The organism is Paracoccus alkenifer, from assembly GCF_900108405.1.
Lineage (GTDB): Bacteria > Pseudomonadota > Alphaproteobacteria > Rhodobacterales > Rhodobacteraceae > Paracoccus > Paracoccus alkenifer.
The window spans coordinates 230,220-247,922 of record NZ_FNXG01000001.1 but is presented as its reverse complement, the minus strand read 5'-3'; the positions used below and the strand labels follow the sequence as shown (position 1 = coordinate 247,922).

The window sequence follows — 17,703 nt, the reverse complement described above, 5'->3', positions numbered from 1 at the left end:
CGATCACCGCTTGACTCTCGCCCCCTGCGGTTTAGGTCAGCGCGCATGGCCGAAACCCTGATCCTGTCCGGCGCGCCCGAGGGCCTCGACGCTGCGCTGATCGCGCGCGAGGCCGGGCGCGGCGCCCCCGTCATCCACGTCGCCCGCGACGACCGCCGCATGGCGGCGATGCGCGCCGCGCTGGCGTTCTTTGCCCCGCAGCTGCCGGTGCTGGAACTGCCGGCCTGGGACACCACCCCCTATGACCGGGTGTCGCCCTCGGGCGAGATCATGGCGCAGCGCTTGCAGGTGCTGGCGGCGCTGGCCTCGGGGCGGCTGCGGGCGCCCTATGTGCTGCTGACCACGGTGAATGCGGCGGTGCAGCGCCTGCCGGCGGCGGATACGGTGCGGGCGGCGTCCTTTACCGCCCGCAAGGGCGAGCGGCTGGACGAGGGCCAGCTGCGCGGTTTCCTGGCCCGCATGGGGTTTTCGCAGTCCCCGACCGTGACCGAGCCGGGCGACTACGCCATCCGCGGCGGCATCATCGACATCTATCCGCCGGGGCCGGGCGGTCCGGTGCGGCTGGACCTGTTCGGCGACGTGCTGGACGGAATCCGCCGCTTCGATCCCGACAGCCAGCGCAGCCTTGGCGCGCTCGACAGCGTCGAGATCGCGCCGATGTCCGAGGTGATCCTGGACGAGGACTCGATCACCCGCTTTCGCCAGAACTACCGCGCCGAATACGGCGGCGGCACCCATGACCCGCTGTATGAGGCCGTCAGCGCCGGGCAGAAACTGGCCGGAATGGAACATTGGCTGCCGTGGTTTCACGAGCGGCTGGACAGCGTCTTCGACTATCTGCCGGGCGCCTCGGTGGTGCTGGACGACCACGCCGAACAGCACCGCGCCGCCCGCTGGGACACCATCACCGAACAGCACGACGCGCGGCGCGAGGCGCTGGCCAGACGCGGCGCCGACAATGTCTATCGCCCGGTCGCGCCGGCCGCGATGTTCGCGGATGCCGAGGAATGGGCGCGCTGGCTGGCCGCGCACCGGGTGATCCGGCTGTCGGTGCTGGCGCAGCCCCCCGGCCCGGGGGTGCTGGACGCGGGCGGCCGGGTAGGGCGGAATTTCGCACCCGAGCGGCAGGCGGAAAAGACCGACCTGTTCGGCGCGCTCGCTACCCATATCCGCGAGCTGCAAAAGACCCGCCGCGTGGTGGTCGCCAGCTTTTCCGAGGGCGCCCGCGAGCGGCTGAGCGGGCTTTTGGCCGACGAAGGTCTGGCGGGCACGCCGATCGGCAACCTCCGCGACCTGCCCGAGGGGCGCGGCGCGCTGGGGCTGGCGGTCTGGCCGCTTGAGGAAGGTTTCGTCTCGGACGGGCAGGCCACCGGCGCGTTGGCGGTGATTTCCGAACAGGACGTGCTGGGCGACCGGCTGATCCGCGGCGCGAAAAAGCGGCGGCGGGCGGAAAATTTCCTGAAAGACACCACCTCGCTGACCCCGGGCGATCTGGTGGTGCATGTCGAACACGGCATCGGCCGCTATACGGGGCTGGAAACCATCCGCGCGCTGGGGGTGCCGCATGACTGCGTGGCGCTGGAATACGCGGGCGGCGACCGGCTGCTGCTGCCGGTGGAAAACATCGAGCTGCTGACCCGCTACGGGCACGAAGAAGGTCTGCTTGACAAGCTGGGCGGCGGCGCCTGGCAGGCCCGCAAGGCGCGGCTCAAGGAACGTATCCGCCAGATCGCCGACCGCCTGATGCGGGTGGCGGCGGAACGGCTGCTGCGCCCGGCCCCGGTGCTGGAACCGGAACGCCATGAATGGGAAAGCTTTTCTGCCCGCTTTCCCTATACCGAAACCGACGACCAGATGGCGGCCATCGATGACGTGTCGGCCGATCTGTCGGCGGGGCGGCCGATGGACCGGCTGGTCGTGGGCGATGTCGGCTTCGGCAAGACCGAGGTGGCGATGCGCGCGGCCTTTATCGCCGCCAGTCAGGGGATGCAGGTGGCGGTGGTGGCGCCGACCACGCTGCTGGCCCGCCAGCATTTCCGCAGCTTTGCCGAGCGTTTCCGCGGCACCGCGATTTCCGTGCGGCCGCTGTCGCGTTTCGTCGGCGCCAAGGACGCGGCGGCGACGCGGGCGGGGCTGGCGGATGGCTCGGTCGATGTTGTCGTGGGCACCCACGCGGTGCTGGCCAAACAGGTGCGGTTCAAGAACCTCGGCCTGCTGGTGATCGACGAGGAACAGCATTTTGGCGTCGCCCACAAGGAACGGCTGAAGGATCTGCGCTCCGACATCCACGTGCTGACCCTGACCGCCACCCCGATCCCGCGCACGCTGCAACTGTCGCTGACCGGGGTGCGCGATCTTTCGATCATCGGCACGCCGCCGGTGGACCGGCTGGCGATCCGCACCTATGTGTCCGAGTTCGACAGCGTCACCATCCGCGAGGCCCTGCTGCGCGAGAAATACCGCGGCGGGCAAAGCTTTTTCGTGGTGCCGCGCCTGTCGGACCTGCCCGAGGTCGAGGACTGGCTGCGCGAACACGTCCCCGAGGTGTCCACCATCGTGGCGCATGGGCAGCTGGCGGCGGGCGATCTGGACCAGCGGATGAACGCGTTTTACGACGGCAGCCACGATGTGCTGCTGGCGACCTCGATCGTGGAATCGGGGCTGGATATTCCGTCGGCCAACACCATGGTTGTGTGGCGCGCCGACATGTTCGGGCTGGCGCAGCTTTACCAGATCCGGGGCCGGGTGGGGCGGTCCAAGACCCGCGCCTATTGCTATCTGACGACGAAACCGCGGGTGCCGCTGACCCCGCAGGCGATACGGCGGCTGAAGTTCCTGGGCTCGATCGACAGTCTTGGGGCGGGGTTCAACCTCGCCTCGCAGGATCTGGACCTGCGCGGGGCCGGGAACCTGCTGGGCGAGGAACAATCCGGCCATATCAAAGAGGTAGGCTTTGAGCTTTACCAGCAGATGCTGGAAGAAACCATCGAGCGGCTGAAATCGGGCGAGCTTGAGGGCACCCCCGAGGACGAATGGGCGCCGGTGCTGACCCTTGGCGTGCCGGTCACGATCCCCGACAGCTACATCCCTGATCTCGACGTGCGGCTGGAGCTGTATCGTCGCCTGTCGCAGCTGACCACCAAGGTTGAGCTTGAGGGCTTTGCCGCCGAGCTGATCGACCGTTTCGGCCCCCTCCCGCGCGAGGTGAACACGCTGCTGCTGGTCATCCGCATCAAGGCGATGGCCAAGCGCGCGAATATCTCGTCGCTGGTGGCCGGACCCAAGGGGGTGACGATCCAGTTCCATCAGGACAAGTTCCCGAACCCCGCCGGGCTGGTCGAGTTCCTGACCGCGCAGAAGGGCGCGGCGCGGATCACCGACAACAAGCTGGTGGTCAGCCGCCCCTGGCCGTCCGAGGCCGACCGTATCAAGGGCGCCTTTGCCATCGCCAAGGAGCTGGCGGCGCAGATCAAGGCCGGGGCGGCGGCGGCGCGTCAGGCCCCCATGCAAAACGCGGTTGATCCCGCCAGAGCCGCCGCAACACCACATGCGGCAACAACACCGGCGCCAGCGAGCAGGGCAAGCCAGCCCGCAGGCAAAAGCCCCGCGGCCAAAGCCATATCCGGCAAGCTGCGAAAACCTGCGCAAAGGCTCTAGCGTATCAAGCCTCCGGCGTTGCACCCGCAGGGGGCGCTGATCCTGTTCAAGGCGGGTGCCCGGGTATGCGGTCGCAACCCCCGGCCTGATGGTCGGACCCCGGCCATTCCCTGCCGGGTGTTCCGGTCCGCGCCAGCATCATCCGGCCTGGCCGCCCGGTCCAGCGAGTTCACCCCCCGCCCGCCATGGACGCGAGGCGATCCCGGCCCCCGGGGCCTCAGCTCAGCACCGGCTTTCCGACATAGGTATTCTGGCCCACCCGCACCGCGATCCGGCCATTGCCCATGTCACGCTCGAACGTGCCCTGCACCGACACGCAGCTTCCGACGACAATCGTGCGAATCATCTTCAAGTCCTTCCCTCTTCCCAGATCCGATGCTCTCGAAAATGGACCGGAAGGTTTACGATAAAGTTAACAGAAATCGGAATTTATCCGCGCATCGTCGAAATTGTGGTTAACATGCAACGGATTGAGGCACGCTAAAGCCAGTCGCGCAGGATCGGCACCAGCGGCAGGTCGGCCTCGGGCATCGGATAGCGCGCCAGATCGTCGGCCCGAACCCAGGCCAGCTCTTGCCCCTCGCGCGGTTGCGGCACGCCCTGCCAGCGGCGACAGGCGAACAGCGGCATCAGCAGGTGGAAATCCTCATAGCCGTGGCTGGCAAAGGTCAGCGGCGCCAGGCAGGAATCCCAGGTCTGGATGCCCAGCTCTTCCTCGAGCTCGCGGATCAGCGCGGCCTCGGGGGTCTCGCCCGGATCGACCTTGCCGCCGGGAAATTCCCACAGCCCCGCCATTGGCTTGCCGGGGGGACGCCGGGCCAGCAGCACCCGCCCCTCGGGGTCGATCAGGGCCACCGCCGCCACCAGAACCAGCCGCGCCATTGTTCTTCCTTGCCTGAATATCCCGCGGGGGGAGCCCGCATGGGCGGGGGGCGCAAAGCCCCCCTTTTTACGACCGGTAATCGGCGTTGATGTCGATATAGCCGTGGGTCAGGTCACAGGTCCACACGGTGCGGCCCCCGCGCCCCAGCCCCAGATCGACCCCGATCACCAGCTCGGCCCGCTTCATATAGGCGCTGGCGGCGGCCTCGTCATAGCCGGGCGCGCGCCAGCCGTTCTCGGCCAGCACCATGTCGCCAAAGCGGATCGACAGGCGGTCGCGGTCGGCCTGGGCGCCCGACTTGCCGACCGCCATGACCACGCGGCCCCAGTTGGCGTCCTCGCCGGCGATGGCGGTCTTGACCAGCGGGCTGTTGGCGATGGCCATGGCGACCTTGTGGGCGTCGGCGTCGCTGGCGGCGCCGGTCACCTGCACCTCGACGAATTTCGTCGCGCCCTCGCCGTCGCGGACCACCTGCTGCGCCAGATCGCGCATCACCCCGGCCAGCGCCTGGGTAAAGGCGCGCGCGGGTTTGCTGCGCAGGTCGGTGATCGCACCCGCCTGCGACTGCCCCGTCGCCGCCACGATCAGCGCGTCCGAGGTCGAGGTGTCGCTGTCCACGGTGATCGCGTTGAAGGTCGCGTCCATCTGCGCCGACAGGATGCGTTGCAGCAGCGCCGGCTCGATCCTTGCGTCGGTAAAGATATAGACCAGCATCGTCGCCATGTCGGGCGCGATCATCCCCGAGCCCTTGGCGATGCCGGCAATGCGGATGGTGCCGCCGTCCGCGTCGATTTCCGCGCCTGCCCCCTTGGGAAAGGTGTCGGTGGTCATGATCGCGCGCGCCGCCGCGGCGATCCCGCCCTGATCCAGCCTGCCGGCCAGATCGTCCATGATGGCGGTGATGCGCTCATGCGGCAGCGGCTCTCCGATCACTCCGGTCGAGGATGAAAACACCCGCCGCGCCGGCACCCCCAGCGCGCTGGCCGCCGCCCCGGTCACCGCATCGACCGAGCGCTGCCCGGCCGCGCCGGTAAAGGCGTTGGCGTTGCCCGAATTCACCACGATGGCTGCGCCCTGGTCGCTGCCCGGGTTGCCCGCCAGCTTGTCCTGACAGTCCAGCACGCAGGCCGCCCGCGTCGAGGACCGGGTAAAGGCCCCCGCAATCGCCGTTCCCGGCGCCAGCCGCACCAGCATCACGTCGGTGCGGTCCTTGTATTTCACCCCGGCGGCGCCGGCGGCGAATTCGACACCCGCGATCACCGGCAGTTCGGGGAACCCGGCCGGGGCGAGGGGCGACACCGCCAGCCCAGCCTTGCCAGCGGGGGGTGGGGCGGCGGCGGGCGATGCGGCGGCTGCTTCGGCGCGTTCGGCGGCCTCTTGCGCCTTGCGCGCGGCTTTTTCGGCCTTGCGCAGCAGTTTTTCCGCGGCTTTCCGGGGGGATTTGGCCATGATCAGTTGTCCAGCAGCTCAGAGCGGTTCAGCAGTTCGGGCGACAGCCCCTCGGTCTTGTCGATGGCGGCCGAGGATACCAGCCGCTCGATCTCGGCCTCGACGCGGTTGCGGCGGACCTGCGTGGACAGCTGCTCGCGGATCGCGTCGAAATCGGGCGGGGCCTGTTCGCGGGTTTCGTTCAGCAAGATCACATGCCAGCCGAATTGCGACTGCACGGGGGCCGAGACCTGGCCGGGTTCCAGCGCCTCGACCGCGCGGGCAAAGGGTTCGACCATCATGTCGGCGGTGAACCAGCCCAGATCGCCGCCGTTCCCGCTGCTGTTGTCGGTGGATTTTTCGGCCGCCAGCGCGGCGAAATCGGCGCCGCCGGCCAGTTCCTCGGCGATGGCCTTGGCCTCGTCCTCGGTGGCGACAAGGATATGGGCGGCGCTGTATTCCACCTTGGGCGAATCGGCGTCGCCAAAGGCCGCGTCATAGACGGCGCGCAGCTCGTCCTCGGTCGGCTCGGGCTGGGCCACGCGTTCCAGCGTCGCGGCCGACAGATAGCCGCGCCGGTCCAGTTCCAGCATGGCGCGGTCGCGCGGGGTCAGCGATTGCGCGGTGACCTGCGCCACCGCGGTCTGGCGGATCATCTGGTCCAGCATCAGATCCCACAGGGCCACGTCGGGCAGATCGGCGGCGCCGCCTTGCAGCCCTTCTTTCATGGCGATCATCTGGCCCAGGGTGATCGGCTCGCCGTTGACCACGGCGACCACGCTGTCGGCGCGGGGGGCGCCGGTGACTTCGGCCACTGCGGGGGGGGCCACGGCGGGGGGGGCCACGGCAGGGGCGGAGGCGGCGGGGGTTTCGGCCGTCTGCGCCAGCGCGGGCGCGCCCATCAGCAGGGCGGCGGCAGCAGCGATGGCCGGAGTGGTTTTCAGCATGGAGCTTGTGCCCCCTTTCGCAATGATTGCCCGGCGGTCCATCCGGGCCGGGGTGGCGTTGACAGCGGGGCGGGCGGGGCCTACATCCGGCGCAACCGAAAATGCGCGCCCGCCGCCGATTTTCCGGCCTCGTGATAGGGCAAGGCCGTCGGTCGGGGCAAGTGGGCGTCACGCCCGCCGCGCCCAACCTGACAGGACACCATGCTCGGCATCGGAAATCTGGCCAAGTCGATCTTCGGCACCCCCAACGACCGCAAGGTGAAAGCCACCCGCCCGCTGGTGGCCCGCATCAACGCGCTGGAGCCGCAGTTCCAGGCGATGTCGGACGAGGATCTGGTCGCCAAGACCCGGGAATTGCAGGCCCGCGCGCAGGGTAACAGCGCGCAGGGCAGCGACGGCGAAAGCCTTGACGCGCTGCTGCCCGAGGCCTTTGCCAACTGCCGCGAGGCCGCGCGCCGCGCGCTTGGCCTGCGCGCCTTTGACACCCAGCTGCTTGGCGGGATCTTTCTGCATCAGGGTAACATTGCCGAGATGAAGACGGGCGAGGGCAAGACCCTCGTCGCCACCTTTCCGGCCTATCTGAACGCGCTGGCCGGCAAGGGCGTGCATGTCGTTACCGTCAACGACTATCTGGCCAAGCGCGACGCCGAATGGATGGGTAAGGTCTTTGCCGCCTTGGGGATGCGCACCGGCGTGGTCTATCCGTTCCAGGGCGATCAGGAAAAACGCGACGCCTATCGCGCAGATGTGACCTATGCGACCAACAACGAACTGGGCTTTGACTATCTGCGCGACAACATGAAGGGCAGTATCGAGGAAATGACCCAGCGCGGGCATTTCTTTGCCATCGTGGACGAGGTCGATTCGATCCTGATCGACGAGGCGCGGACGCCGCTGATCATCTCGGGGCCGTCGCAGGACCGCAGCGAACTGTATCGCACGCTGGACGCCTTTATCCCCGAGCTGACCGAAAACCACTATACGGTCGACGAAAAGACCCGCAACGCCACCTTTACCGAGGACGGCAACGAGTTTCTGGAAAAGCGCCTGCAAGAGGCCGGGATCCTGCCGCAGGGGCAGACGCTCTATGACCCCGAATCGACCACCATCGTCCACCACGCCAACCAGGCGCTGCGTGCCCACAAGCTGTTCCGCCGCGACCAGAACTATGTGGTCAAGGACGCCGAGGTGGTGCTGGTCGACGAATTCACCGGCCGGATGATGCAGGGCCGCCGCCTGTCGGACGGGCTGCATCAGGCGATCGAGGCGAAAGAGGGCGTCGATATCCAGCCGGAAAACGTGACGCTGGCCTCGGTCACCTTCCAGAATTATTTCCGCCTTTACGACAAGTTGGGCGGGATGACCGGCACCGCGGTGACCGAAGCCGAGGAATTCGCCGAAATCTACAAGCTGGGCGTGGTCGAGGTTCCCACGAACCGCCCCATCCAGCGCGTCGACGAACACGACCGCGTCTATCGCACCGCAGCCGAAAAATACGCCGCCGTGATCGAGGCGATCAAGGAAGCCCATTCCCGCAACCAGCCGCTGCTGGTCGGCACCACCTCGATCGAGAAATCCGAGATGCTGTCGGACATGCTCAGCGCCGAGGGCATTCCCCATAACGTGCTGAACGCGCGCCAGCACGAACAAGAGGCCCAGATCGTGGCCGAGGCCGGCAAGCCCGGCGCCGTCACCATCGCCACCAACATGGCCGGCCGCGGCACCGACATCCAGCTGGGCGGCAACGTGGAAATGAAGGTGTTGCAGGCGCTGGCTGCCGACCCCGACGCCAACCCCGACGAGCTGCGCGCCCGGATCGAGGCCGAACACGCCGCCGACAAACAGGCGGTGCTGGATGCCGGCGGGCTGTTCGTCCTGTCGACCGAACGCCACGAAAGCCGCCGCATCGACAACCAGCTGCGCGGCCGCTCGGGCCGGCAGGGCGACCCGGGGCGCTCGCTGTTCTTCCTGTCGCTGGAAGACGACCTGATGCGGATTTTCGGCTCGGAACGGCTGGACAAGGTGCTGTCGACGCTGGGCATGAAGGACGGCGAGGCCATCGTCCACCCCTGGGTCAACAAGTCGCTGGAACGCGCGCAGGGCAAGGTCGAGGGCCGCAACTTCGACATCCGCAAGCAGCTGCTGAAATTCGACGACGTGATGAACGACCAGCGCAAGGTGATCTTTTCCCAGCGCCGCGAGATCATGGAATCGGACGATGTCGCCGACATCGTGGCCGATATGCGCCAGCAGGTGATCGAGGATCTGATCGACAGCTATCTGCCCGAAAAAACCTATGCCGAGCAATGGGATACCGAAGGTCTGCGCAAGGCCGGGGTCGAACAGCTGAACATGGATCTGCCCGTCGCCGAATGGGCGGCCGAGGACGGCGTGGACCGCGACGCGATGCTGGAACGCATCCGGGACGCCAGCGACGCCTATATGGCGCAAAAGGCCGAACAATTCGGCCCCGAGCAGATGGCCCAGATCGAAAAGCAGGTGCTGCTGCAACAGATCGACGGCAAGTGGCGCGAGCATCTGGTGACGCTGGAACATCTGCGCTCGGTCGTGGGTTTCCGCGGCTATGCGCAGCGCGACCCGCTGGCGGAATACAAGACCGAGGCGTTCCAGCTGTTCGAAAACCTGCTGGACGGGCTGCGCAACGATGTGACGCAGAACCTTGCCCGCATCCGCCCGCTGACCGATGCCGAGCGCGAAGAGATGCTGCGCCAGTATCAGGTGCAGTTGCAGGCGCAACAGGCCGCCGCCCAGCCCAGCCACGAAGAGGCCGGCGCCGCCGATGTCGCGGGCCGCATCCCCGGTTTCGACGAAAACGACCCGACCACCTGGGGCAACCCCTCGCGCAACGACCCGTGCCCCTGCGGCTCGGGCCGGCGGTTCAAGAACTGCCACGGCGCGCTGGTGTAGGCTGAAAACAGCCCCGGATCCGGGGCTGTTTCCCTTGGATGTTTCGTGACTGCCGTGCGTCCCTGCCGGGGCGGCTGAACGCGACATGTCCCTTGGTCGGGACGGCAGCGCTGGCCGGCACGGCCGGCAGACCTGCGCGCGACGGAACATCTGGTCCGTTCGGTGTCGGTCTGGCTCGACCGCTGGAGCGGCCGGCAGGCCCGCGCTGCCCGGGCGCCGCTTGTTCAAAGCGACGGCAAGCGCCGGAGTGTTCCGGGCGCTCTTGGCGTCGCGGGCGTTTTCCCGCCTCCCCGCTGCTGCGGCCCTGACGGTTTCTCGGCCCTGCGGTCCCCGCGCCCATATCCCGGCGACGCTTTCCCGGCAGCGCTGCCCGTCAACTCTGCGCTGGCTCAACCTCTTGCACCGCCATTGCAATCGGCGGGGCTTGCCTGTGGGGCGCTGGAGGCGGCCTGTCGGCAACGGCGGCTGCGGCCTGGGCTGGCGTATCTGCGGCGGGATGCCGGACGCGCGACGGCGCACCGCCGCGACCTGCGGCCAGCCGCCCCGTCGCCGCCGCGGCAAACAGGGCGGCAGATCCCGGCCGCGTCTGGCGATAGATCCCCAACCGCGCCAGCTCTGCCGCCGCCACCGGACCGGGTTGGTCAAGCGCATGGGCAAAGCGATCCAGCAGCGCGGCATTTTCCGGTGTCAGCAGCGACCTCGCACCCTGTAGCGCCCGGATATTGCGACGCAGCCACAGCGCGAAATCGCCCGTCCCCAGCCGCAGCAATCGCTGCCACATCGTCCGGAAACTGTCGTTGCGCCCCACCAGATTGGCGCCGTGCTGACGATAAAGCACCGTCTGCGCCGGGTCGCGGATCACCCGCCCTCCGGCGCCCGCGATCAGCAGATAGCTCCACCAATCGTGGGAAACCACCCCGGCCTTGATGGCGTGGACGCGCGCTTGCCGCAGCAGCGCCGCGCCGGCGGGGTCAATCAACATGGTGTTGCCCGGGGTGCAGGCCTGCACCAGGGCGTTGCGGAACCCGGGCGGGCGTCGATAAAGCGGCGCCGGCCGGATCGGCCGCAGATCCGCCGTGCAGATCATGGTCCGGGTGACGTGCAGCACCGCCGTCGGGTTGCTGTCCGGGGACATGGGCAAGGCGGGAACAGCGGCGGGCCGGACGTGGTCATCAGATGCGCCCCGACGCTGCGCCTTGCGGTCTCTTGTCCCGGGTCCGGGGATGCTGACCGCGGGAGGCTGCCCGGCAGGCTGCCCGCGCGCGCGCTTCTCACCGGCGCCCCCGGCGCGGGTTCCCGCCGAGGCGGCAATCTCCGCGCGCATCGCGACCGGCCGCGAATTTCGCAGGGTTTCGATGCGCCGCGCTGGCTCATCGGGCAACACCGCATCCGTCCCTGACCCGGCGTCCTGCGCCGCGATGATCCCGGCCACGCCGCAAGCCAGCCGGTCGGGCATCCACATGTCGTCCTGATCGCACCAGGCGACGGCCTCGCCCGGCCGGACCGACTCCAGCAGCGACAGAAAGTTCTGCGTCGCGCCCCGGCGCGGGCCCTCGCGTAGCTCGATTTCGCGATCGGGATGGGCGGCCGCAAAACGGCGCAGGATCTCTTGCGTGGCATCCGACGAGCCGTCGTCCGACACCACCAGCCGCCAGTTCCCGCAGCTTTGCGCGGCGATACTGTCCAGCTGCGCGCCAAGGAACCGTCCCCCCTGATACGAGGCCAGCAGGATCGCGATGGGGAACGGGCTGCTCACCGCCGGCCCCGGAATCGTGCGAGTGGCTTTGGCGTCATCGCTCTTGCCGCGCGATGTCGCCGATCAGGACTTCGCGGACGCGCGGCACGATGGCTTGCGCCGTCGCAGTCAGGTCGCCCCGCAGTTTTTTCAGATGCGCCTCGGTGGTGAAGTTGCCGTCGAAGCCGCCGGTATTCGCGTGGATCAGCAGCTGCCGCAGCAGCGCGTCGCGCAGCTTGATTTCATGGGCGTAAACCTCTTCGGTGGCGGTTTCGGGCATCTCGACCGACAGCGCCAGGATCATGGTGCTGTCCAGTCGCCCGCCATGCAGCACCGGCACGAAGAACTGCTGGGGGAACTTGAACCATGCAGCCGGGGCCGAAGCGTCCTGAGGCTCGGGTTGCGCGGCGGAAACGGGGGCGGCCTCGCGCGGGGTGGTGGCGGGGGGCGGTTCCGCCTGCGGGCCGAGGTCCGGAGCGGCAAGCTCCGCAGGGGCCGCCTGGTCGGGGGCGGCAACTGCCGCGGGAGGCGGCGGCGCGCCCCGCAGCAATTCGCCACCGACCGCGCCCCCGATCAGGGCGACAAGGCTCAGCAGGATCGGCAACAGCTTTCCAAGCATGGCAACCCCTCAATAAGGCAGGATGATATCGGCGATCTGCTGGCCGTATCGCGGTTGCTGGACGTCGCTGATCTGGCCGCGGCCGCCATAGCTGATCCGCGCGCCGGCGATGCGGTCATAGGCGATCTCGTTGTCGCGGCTGACGTCCGAGGGGCGAACAAAGCCCGAAACGGTCAGTTCGCGCATCTCGTGGTTCACCCGCACCTCTTGCGAGCCCTGCACATGCAGCACCCCGTTCGGCAGCGTGTCGATCACCGTGGCGGCGACGCGCAGCGTGACCTTGTCGCGCCGCGAGATGCTGCCCGAGCCCTTGTAGGTCGAGCCGCCCTTGGCCGAGGCCAGCTCGGCGGTGCTGGCGCCTTCGGGCAGGATCTTGTCCAGGCGCTGCGGCACCCCTATCATCTGCGGAATCCCGACGCTTTCCGAGGCGCTGCGCGTGCGGCCCGAGCTGTTCTGCATCTCGGCCTTGTCGTCGATCTCGATCACCACGGTCAGGATGTCGCCGCGGGTCCGCGCCCGCCTGTCGCCGACCAGAGACATGGGTTGGCCGGACCAAAGCGACGCCGCCCCGCCGGGGGCAGCGGGGCCTGCGGGCATTGGAAACACCGGCTTGGACATGGCATCGAATTCGCTGCCGGCGTGGGGCGAGCTGAGCGAAGGGGGGCGGCCCACATCGGCGACGCGCCCGCAGGCGGCAAGCGCCAGCGCCAGCGACAGCGCGGTGACGGCGGTTCTGGTGTTCATGCGCGAATCCTTCAGCGCTGGGCGACGGACAGGCTGCCGTCGGGGTTGATGCGGGCGTTCAGCGTCGCCCTTGAGGCCAGGTTCATCACGCGGATCACGTCGCCGGCGCCGCCGGCGCCAAGCGCGCGGGCCTCGGTCTCGATCCGCAGGGCGGCGCTGTCGTAGGACAGCGTCACGATCTGGTTGCGGCTGACCAGCGTCGGCGCGGCCAGATGTGCGGCGGTGATCGGGCGGCCCTCATAGACCGCGCTGCGCAGTTGCAGGCCGATGGCCTGATCCGGGGTCAGCCCCGAGCCGGTGCCGGGCAAGGGGGCAATGTCGGCGGCCGTCAGCACCGTGCCGGCGGGCAGGACGCGGGTCGCGACCAGACCGTCGGCCAGCGCTGTGCCGGGCAGCAATGCCAGCAGAAACAGCATCCGCATCACCGCACCTGCACCGTTGCGCCCAGCATCTGGTCGGCGGCGGTGATCACCTTGGAATTCAGCTCATAGCCGCGCTGGGCCTTGATCAGCTCGGTGATCTCGCGCACCGGATCGACGGTGCTTTCTTCCAGATACTGCTGGCGCAGCGTTCCCAGCCCCTGTTCGCCGGGGTTGCCGGTCATCGGCGCCCCCGAGGCGGTGGTTTCCAGAAACAGGTTCGAGCCGATGGCCTCGAGCCCCTTTTCGTTGACAAAGCTGGCCAGAGTGATCTGGCCCAGGTTCTGCGGCTCGATCTGGTCGTCGAAATAGGCAAAGACCTCGCCCGCGGGGCTGATTGCGATGCTGCGGGTTTCCTGCGGAATGGTGATCCCCGGCGCCAGCGGATAGCCGTCGGAACTGACGATCTGCCCGTCCGGCGAGCGTTTCAGCCCGCCATCGCGCGTATAGCCGGAAATGCCCGAGGGCAGCGTCACCTCAAGATAGCCGTGGCCCTCGATCGCCACGTCCAGATCGCCGCCGGTATGGGAGGAGGTGCCCTGCGCCAGCGTCAGCGTCACCGCGGTGGGACGCACGCCCAGCCCCATCTGCACCCCGGCGGGCACCATGGTGCCGTCGGCTGCGGCGATGGTGCCGGGGCGGGTGACCTGCTGATAGGCGAGATCGGCGAATTCGGCGCGGCGGGCGTTGTAGCCGGTGGTGGACATGTTGGCGAGGTTCTGGGAAATCACCTCGACCCGGGTCTGCTGGGCCGCCATCCCGGTGGCGGCGATCTGCAATGCTCTCATCGTTAAGCCTTTCAGCGGGTGGTTGCGGAAATGACCGAGCGGATGCGCTGGTCCTCGCCGTCGAGGAAGGACTGGCCCAGCTCATAGGCGCGCTGGACCTCGATCATGCGGGCGAGTTCCAGCACCGGGTTGACGTTGGATTCCTCAAGGAAACCCTGGCGGACCAGCGGTTCTTCGACCGGTTCGGCGTTGCCAGGGGCAAACAGCGTGCCGCCTTCGTGGCGCAGCTGCGCCCGGTCGGGCTGGTCAAAGACCCCGATGCGCGCGATGGGCAGCCCGTCGGCGGAAATCGTGCCGTCGGGGCCGACGCCCACGCTGCGCGCATCCGGCGGCAGCGCAATCGGCGCCTGCCCGTCGTCAAGCACCCGATGGCCGTCGGCGTTCACCAGCTCGCCCTCGGCCGAGGTCATGAAGGCGCCCGCGCGGGTCAGCCGGTTGCCCTGCGGCGTCTCGACCATGAAAAACCCTTCGCGTTCAAGCGCGAGGTCCAGGCGGCCGTCGGTCTGGGACAGCGACGCAGGCGTCAGGTCCACGTCGCGGCCGCGGGCGTTGGCCATCGACAGCGTCTCGCGCCCCGGCCCGATGGCGGTCAGATGTTCGGAAAACACCACGCCTTCGCGCCGAAACCCTGTGGTCGCGCTGTTGGCCATGTTGTTGGCCACCGCCCGCATTTCGTTCATCAGCCCGGACTGGCGGGTCAGCGCAGCATAAATCGCGTTGTCCATGGCCTAGCCCCTCGCGATCAGCGGCAGGATGCTGTCGGCGAAAAAACCGGCCAGCGTCGAGGTCATGAAGCTCATGGAGACCCAGAACACCACCAGCATCAGCCCGACCTTGGGCACGAAGGTCAGCGTCATTTCCTGCACCGAGGTCAGCGCCTGAAACAGCCCGATGGCGACGCCGGTGATCAGCGCCACCGCCAGCAGGGGCGCGGCCATCCGCACCGCGATCCACAGCGCCTGCCGGGTGATGTCGAAGATCAGGTTTTCGTCCATCAGACCGGCATCCTCAGGATTTCCTGATACGCCTCGACCACGCGGTCGCGCACGGCGACGGCGGTTTCCAGCGCGATCTGCGCCTCGGCTATGGACTGGACCAGCGCGTGGGTGTCGCTGCGCCCCTGCATGGCGCCGACGGCGTTGGCGTCGGCCTGTTCCATGACGGCGGCAAAATCGCGGGCGGCGGCGGTCAGGCCCTGTCCGGTCGGCGCCGTGCCGGGGGCGGGGGCCGCGGCGGCGCGGGCCTCGGCATAGGCCGAGGCGACGCGGCTGCCCGATTGCAGGGCGGATTGGGTCAGCGAGATCATGGGCGTCCCTTTCATTGGTTGATGCGGCGGCTCAGCGGCGGATCAGTTCCAGCAGCGAGGCAGACATCTGCCGCGACTGCTCGAACATCTTGAGATTGGCCTCGTAGCTGCGGCTGGCCTCGCGCGCGTCGGCGACCTCGATCACCAGATCGACGTTCGAGCCAAGGTAATAGCCGTTCTCGCCCGCCATCGGGTGGCCGGGGGCATAGACCTGCGGCAGCTCGGTCCGGTCATGCCGGGTGCGGCCGGCGCGGACGGTGCCGGTGTCGCGACCGAAATCGCGGTCGGGTTCGAACCTGACCAGCTTGCGGCGATAGCCCGGCGTGTCCGCGTTGGCGATGTTTTCCGAGATATGGCGCAGCCTGACCCCCTGGGCGCGCAGCCCCGAGGCCGAAATGGCGGTGGCGGAAGTTTCGGACATGTCTTACCCCCTGCGTCCCAGCGCGGTGCGCATCATCGTCAGCCCCGACTGCATCACCGACAGCGACAGGTCGAACTGGCGCTTGGCATCCGCCGCGCGCAGCATCTCATCCTCGATCGAGACCGAGTTCCCGTTGGGCGAGGGCTCGCCGCGCGCGTCGATGACCCCCGCTGCGCTGCCCCAGCCCCCGGCCGCGACATGGCCCGGCCGGGTGGTTTTCAGCGAAACCGGCGCGCGGTCGGGGTCAAAGTCGCGCAGATCGCGGGCCCGATAGCCCGGCGTGTCGGCATTGGCGACATTCGTCGCGATCACCCGCTGGCGATTCGCGGCATGGACGCCTAGGTCGCGCGCCATCCGCATCGTGTCGATCCGTTCAAACAAAAGAGGGTCCTCCTCATCCGCGATAAACCCGGTCTTAACCCCCATAGGTTTATAAACCGTTTCGACGCCCATGATTTTCGGGCCGAAATCGACGGGAAAACGCATGAACAGGATAGAATCGACCGCCGAGCGCATCAGAAAGCTGCGAATCGGGCGCTATTTCGGCCGCGTCGCGGCGATTCGCGCCGGGGTGGTCGAGGTGGGGGGCTTGAACCATTTCGCCTCGGTCGGGGATCGGGTCGGGTTCCTGAACGGCGCGCTCAGCGGCGAGGTGGTGGGGCTCGACCCCGAGCACGCGCTGATCCTGCCCGACGGGCCGACCGACGGGCTGTCGATCGGCGCCCGGGTCGAGCTGCTGTTCCGCCCCGCGATCTCGCCCTGCGACGCCTGGATCGGGCGCATTGTGGACCCCCTGGGCCGGCCTCTGGACGGGCGCCCGCTGCGTTCGGGGCATGAGGGACGCCGGTTTCGCGCCGCCCCCCCGCCCGCGACCACGCGCAAGCGGCTGGGGGCGCGGCTGGATACGGGGCTTGCGGTGTTCGATACGCTGCTGCCCGTCGTGCGCGGGCAGCGGATCGGGCTGTTTGCGGGTTCGGGCGTGGGGAAATCGACTCTGCTGGGGGCGCTGGCGCGGGGGCTTTCGGCCGATGTGGTGGTGGTGGCCATGGTGGGCGAACGGGGCCGAGAGGTCCGCGAATTCGTCGAATCCACCCTGGGGGCCGAGGGCATGGCCCGGGCGGTGGTGGTGGCGGCGACCTCGGACCAGTCGCCCCTGATGCGGCGGCGCTGCGCCTGGGCGGCGATGGCGGTGGCCGAGCATTTCCGCGACCACGGCCGCCACGTGCTGTTTCTGGCCGATTCCATCACCCGCTTTGCCGAGGCGCATCGCGAAATCGCCCTGGCCTCGGGCGAGGCCGCCAGCAACCGCGGCTTTCCGCCCTCGACCGCGCAGGCGATCATGGCGCTGGCCGAACGCTCGGGGCCGGGGGCCGAGGGTGTGGGCGACATCACCGGCGTGTTCAGCGTGCTGGTCGCGGGCTCGGACATGGAGGAACCGGTGGCCGACATCCTGCGCGGGGTGCTGGACGGGCATGTGGTGCTGGACCGCGCCATCGCCGAGCGTGGCCGGTTCCCGGCGGTGGATGTGCTGCGGTCCGTGTCGCGGTCGCTGCCGACCGCGGCGTCCGAGGCTGAAAACGCGCTGATCGCGCGGGCGCGCGCGGCGCTGGGGCTTTATGCGGAATCGGAATTGATGATCAAGGCCGGGCTTTACGCGCCGGGCAGCGATCCCCGGCTGGACGAGGCCGTGCGGCTGTATCCGGCGCTGGACGCGTTTGTCGCCCGCAGTTCGCCCGGCGCGGCGCAAAGCTTTGCGATGCTGCACGATGCGCTTTCGCTGCGTCCCCAGCCGGCGCGGGTGGCATGATGCGGGCGGGGGCGCTGCGGC

General features: G+C 68.6%; 17 protein-coding genes. 3 read left to right on the top strand and 14 right to left on the bottom strand.

Annotated features, from left to right (window positions below):
* The first annotated feature begins 45 nt into the window (after positions 1-45).
* On the top strand, positions 46-3,657 hold the full coding sequence (gene mfd, locus BLW83_RS01205) for a transcription-repair coupling factor (protein ID WP_090844690.1): 3,612 nt from the start codon (positions 46-48) through the stop codon (positions 3,655-3,657).
* A 217-nt stretch (positions 3,658-3,874) separates the two neighbouring features.
* Here the strand turns inward: mfd and BLW83_RS15980 are convergent, their stop codons facing one another.
* The 4 genes from BLW83_RS15980 to BLW83_RS01185 form a co-directional block, all read right to left on the bottom strand.
* On the bottom strand, positions 3,875-4,003 hold the full coding sequence (locus BLW83_RS15980; RefSeq protein ID WP_090845821.1) for a hypothetical protein: 129 nt from the start codon (positions 4,001-4,003) through the stop codon (positions 3,875-3,877).
* Positions 4,004-4,137: 134 nt separating this feature from the next.
* A complete protein-coding gene (locus BLW83_RS01195) occupies positions 4,138-4,539 on the bottom strand; it encodes a (deoxy)nucleoside triphosphate pyrophosphohydrolase (RefSeq protein ID WP_090844687.1) in 402 nt (133 codons plus the stop codon).
* Positions 4,540-4,606: 67 nt separating this feature from the next.
* Positions 4,607-5,989 carry a bifunctional glutamate N-acetyltransferase/amino-acid acetyltransferase ArgJ gene (gene argJ / locus BLW83_RS01190; protein ID WP_090844684.1) on the bottom strand — a complete coding sequence of 461 codons (1,383 nt, stop codon included), beginning with the start codon at positions 5,987-5,989 and terminating at the stop codon, positions 4,607-4,609.
* A gap of 2 nt (positions 5,990-5,991) precedes the next feature.
* Complete coding sequence (locus BLW83_RS01185) at positions 5,992-6,915, bottom strand: peptidylprolyl isomerase (protein ID WP_245728565.1); 924 nt, start codon at positions 6,913-6,915, stop codon at positions 5,992-5,994.
* 201 nt (positions 6,916-7,116) lie between these two features.
* On the opposite strand from BLW83_RS01185, the gene secA reads away from it, so the two are divergent.
* Complete coding sequence (secA, locus tag BLW83_RS01180; protein WP_090844682.1) at positions 7,117-9,843, top strand: preprotein translocase subunit SecA; 2,727 nt, start codon at positions 7,117-7,119, stop codon at positions 9,841-9,843.
* Positions 9,844-10,216: 373 nt separating this feature from the next.
* On the opposite strand, the gene BLW83_RS01175 is transcribed toward secA, so the two are convergent.
* The 10 genes from BLW83_RS01175 to BLW83_RS01130 are packed head-to-tail and all read right to left on the bottom strand — an operon-like array spanning position 10,217 to position 16,361.
* Positions 10,217-11,599, bottom strand: coding sequence for a glycosyltransferase (locus BLW83_RS01175; RefSeq protein WP_177172453.1), 1,383 nt, complete (start codon positions 11,597-11,599; stop codon positions 10,217-10,219).
* A 34-nt stretch (positions 11,600-11,633) separates the two neighbouring features.
* On the bottom strand, positions 11,634-12,197 hold the full coding sequence (locus tag BLW83_RS01170) for a hypothetical protein (RefSeq protein WP_090844676.1): 564 nt from the start codon (positions 12,195-12,197) through the stop codon (positions 11,634-11,636).
* A 9-nt stretch (positions 12,198-12,206) separates the two neighbouring features.
* Positions 12,207-12,941 carry a flagellar basal body L-ring protein FlgH gene (flgH, locus tag BLW83_RS01165; RefSeq protein WP_090844672.1) on the bottom strand — a complete coding sequence of 245 codons (735 nt, stop codon included), beginning with the start codon at positions 12,939-12,941 and terminating at the stop codon, positions 12,207-12,209.
* Positions 12,942-12,952: 11 nt separating this feature from the next.
* The gene (flgA, locus tag BLW83_RS01160) at positions 12,953-13,363 is read right to left on the bottom strand and encodes a flagellar basal body P-ring formation chaperone FlgA (protein WP_090844669.1); all 411 of its coding nucleotides are present in this window, start codon (positions 13,361-13,363) and stop codon (positions 12,953-12,955) included.
* Entirely contained in the window at positions 13,363-14,148 is a 786-nt protein-coding gene (gene flgG / locus BLW83_RS01155) for a flagellar basal-body rod protein FlgG (RefSeq protein WP_090844666.1), read from the bottom strand. Before flgG ends, flgA begins: the two co-directional genes overlap by 1 nt.
* 11 nt (positions 14,149-14,159) lie before the next feature.
* Positions 14,160-14,873, bottom strand: a complete 714-nt coding sequence (locus BLW83_RS01150; RefSeq protein ID WP_090844663.1) for a flagellar hook-basal body complex protein — start codon at positions 14,871-14,873, stop codon at positions 14,160-14,162.
* 3 nt (positions 14,874-14,876) lie between these two features.
* Positions 14,877-15,143 (bottom strand): flagellar biosynthetic protein FliQ, encoded by a 267-nt coding sequence (locus BLW83_RS01145; protein ID WP_090844660.1) that lies wholly within the window; start codon positions 15,141-15,143, stop codon positions 14,877-14,879.
* Entirely contained in the window at positions 15,143-15,454 is a 312-nt protein-coding gene (gene fliE, locus BLW83_RS01140) for a flagellar hook-basal body complex protein FliE (protein ID WP_090844657.1), read from the bottom strand. Before fliE ends, BLW83_RS01145 begins: the two co-directional genes overlap by 1 nt.
* Before the next feature lie 31 nt (positions 15,455-15,485).
* Positions 15,486-15,875 (bottom strand): flagellar basal body rod protein FlgC, encoded by a 390-nt coding sequence (gene flgC / locus BLW83_RS01135; protein ID WP_090844653.1) that lies wholly within the window; start codon positions 15,873-15,875, stop codon positions 15,486-15,488.
* Between the two features lie 3 nt (positions 15,876-15,878).
* Positions 15,879-16,361 carry a FlgB family protein gene (locus BLW83_RS01130; protein ID WP_245728564.1) on the bottom strand — a complete coding sequence of 161 codons (483 nt, stop codon included), beginning with the start codon at positions 16,359-16,361 and terminating at the stop codon, positions 15,879-15,881.
* Between BLW83_RS01130 and BLW83_RS01125 the strand changes: the two genes are divergently transcribed.
* Positions 16,360-17,682, top strand: a complete 1,323-nt coding sequence (locus tag BLW83_RS01125; RefSeq protein ID WP_090844650.1) for a FliI/YscN family ATPase — start codon at positions 16,360-16,362, stop codon at positions 17,680-17,682. The genes BLW83_RS01130 and BLW83_RS01125 overlap by 2 nt on opposite strands.
* Positions 17,683-17,703: the final 21 nt, after the last annotated feature.

Coding starts and splice junctions, on each gene's coding strand:
- BLW83_RS01195 (WP_090844687.1), bottom strand. CDS start 4,539: ATGGCGCGGCTGGTTCTGGTGGCGGCGGTGGCCCTGATCGACCCCGAG.
- BLW83_RS15980 (WP_090845821.1), bottom strand. CDS start 4,003: ATGATTCGCACGATTGTCGTCGGAAGCTGCGTGTCGGTGCAGGGCACG.
- BLW83_RS01145 (WP_090844660.1), bottom strand. CDS start 15,143: ATGGACGAAAACCTGATCTTCGACATCACCCGGCAGGCGCTGTGGATC.
- mfd (WP_090844690.1), top strand. CDS start 46: ATGGCCGAAACCCTGATCCTGTCCGGCGCGCCCGAGGGCCTCGACGCT.
- flgC (WP_090844653.1), bottom strand. CDS start 15,875: ATGTCCGAAACTTCCGCCACCGCCATTTCGGCCTCGGGGCTGCGCGCC.
- BLW83_RS01170 (WP_090844676.1), bottom strand. CDS start 12,197: ATGCTTGGAAAGCTGTTGCCGATCCTGCTGAGCCTTGTCGCCCTGATC.
- flgH (WP_090844672.1), bottom strand. CDS start 12,941: ATGAACACCAGAACCGCCGTCACCGCGCTGTCGCTGGCGCTGGCGCTT.
- BLW83_RS01150 (WP_090844663.1), bottom strand. CDS start 14,873: ATGGACAACGCGATTTATGCTGCGCTGACCCGCCAGTCCGGGCTGATG.
- BLW83_RS01130 (WP_245728564.1), bottom strand. CDS start 16,361: ATGCGTTTTCCCGTCGATTTCGGCCCGAAAATCATGGGCGTCGAAACG.
- fliE (WP_090844657.1), bottom strand. CDS start 15,454: ATGATCTCGCTGACCCAATCCGCCCTGCAATCGGGCAGCCGCGTCGCC.
- BLW83_RS01125 (WP_090844650.1), top strand. CDS start 16,360: ATGAACAGGATAGAATCGACCGCCGAGCGCATCAGAAAGCTGCGAATC.
- secA (WP_090844682.1), top strand. CDS start 7,117: ATGCTCGGCATCGGAAATCTGGCCAAGTCGATCTTCGGCACCCCCAAC.
- BLW83_RS01185 (WP_245728565.1), bottom strand. CDS start 6,915: ATGCTGAAAACCACTCCGGCCATCGCTGCTGCCGCCGCCCTGCTGATG.
- argJ (WP_090844684.1), bottom strand. CDS start 5,989: ATGGCCAAATCCCCCCGGAAAGCCGCGGAAAAACTGCTGCGCAAGGCC.
- flgG (WP_090844666.1), bottom strand. CDS start 14,148: ATGAGAGCATTGCAGATCGCCGCCACCGGGATGGCGGCCCAGCAGACC.
- flgA (WP_090844669.1), bottom strand. CDS start 13,363: ATGCGGATGCTGTTTCTGCTGGCATTGCTGCCCGGCACAGCGCTGGCC.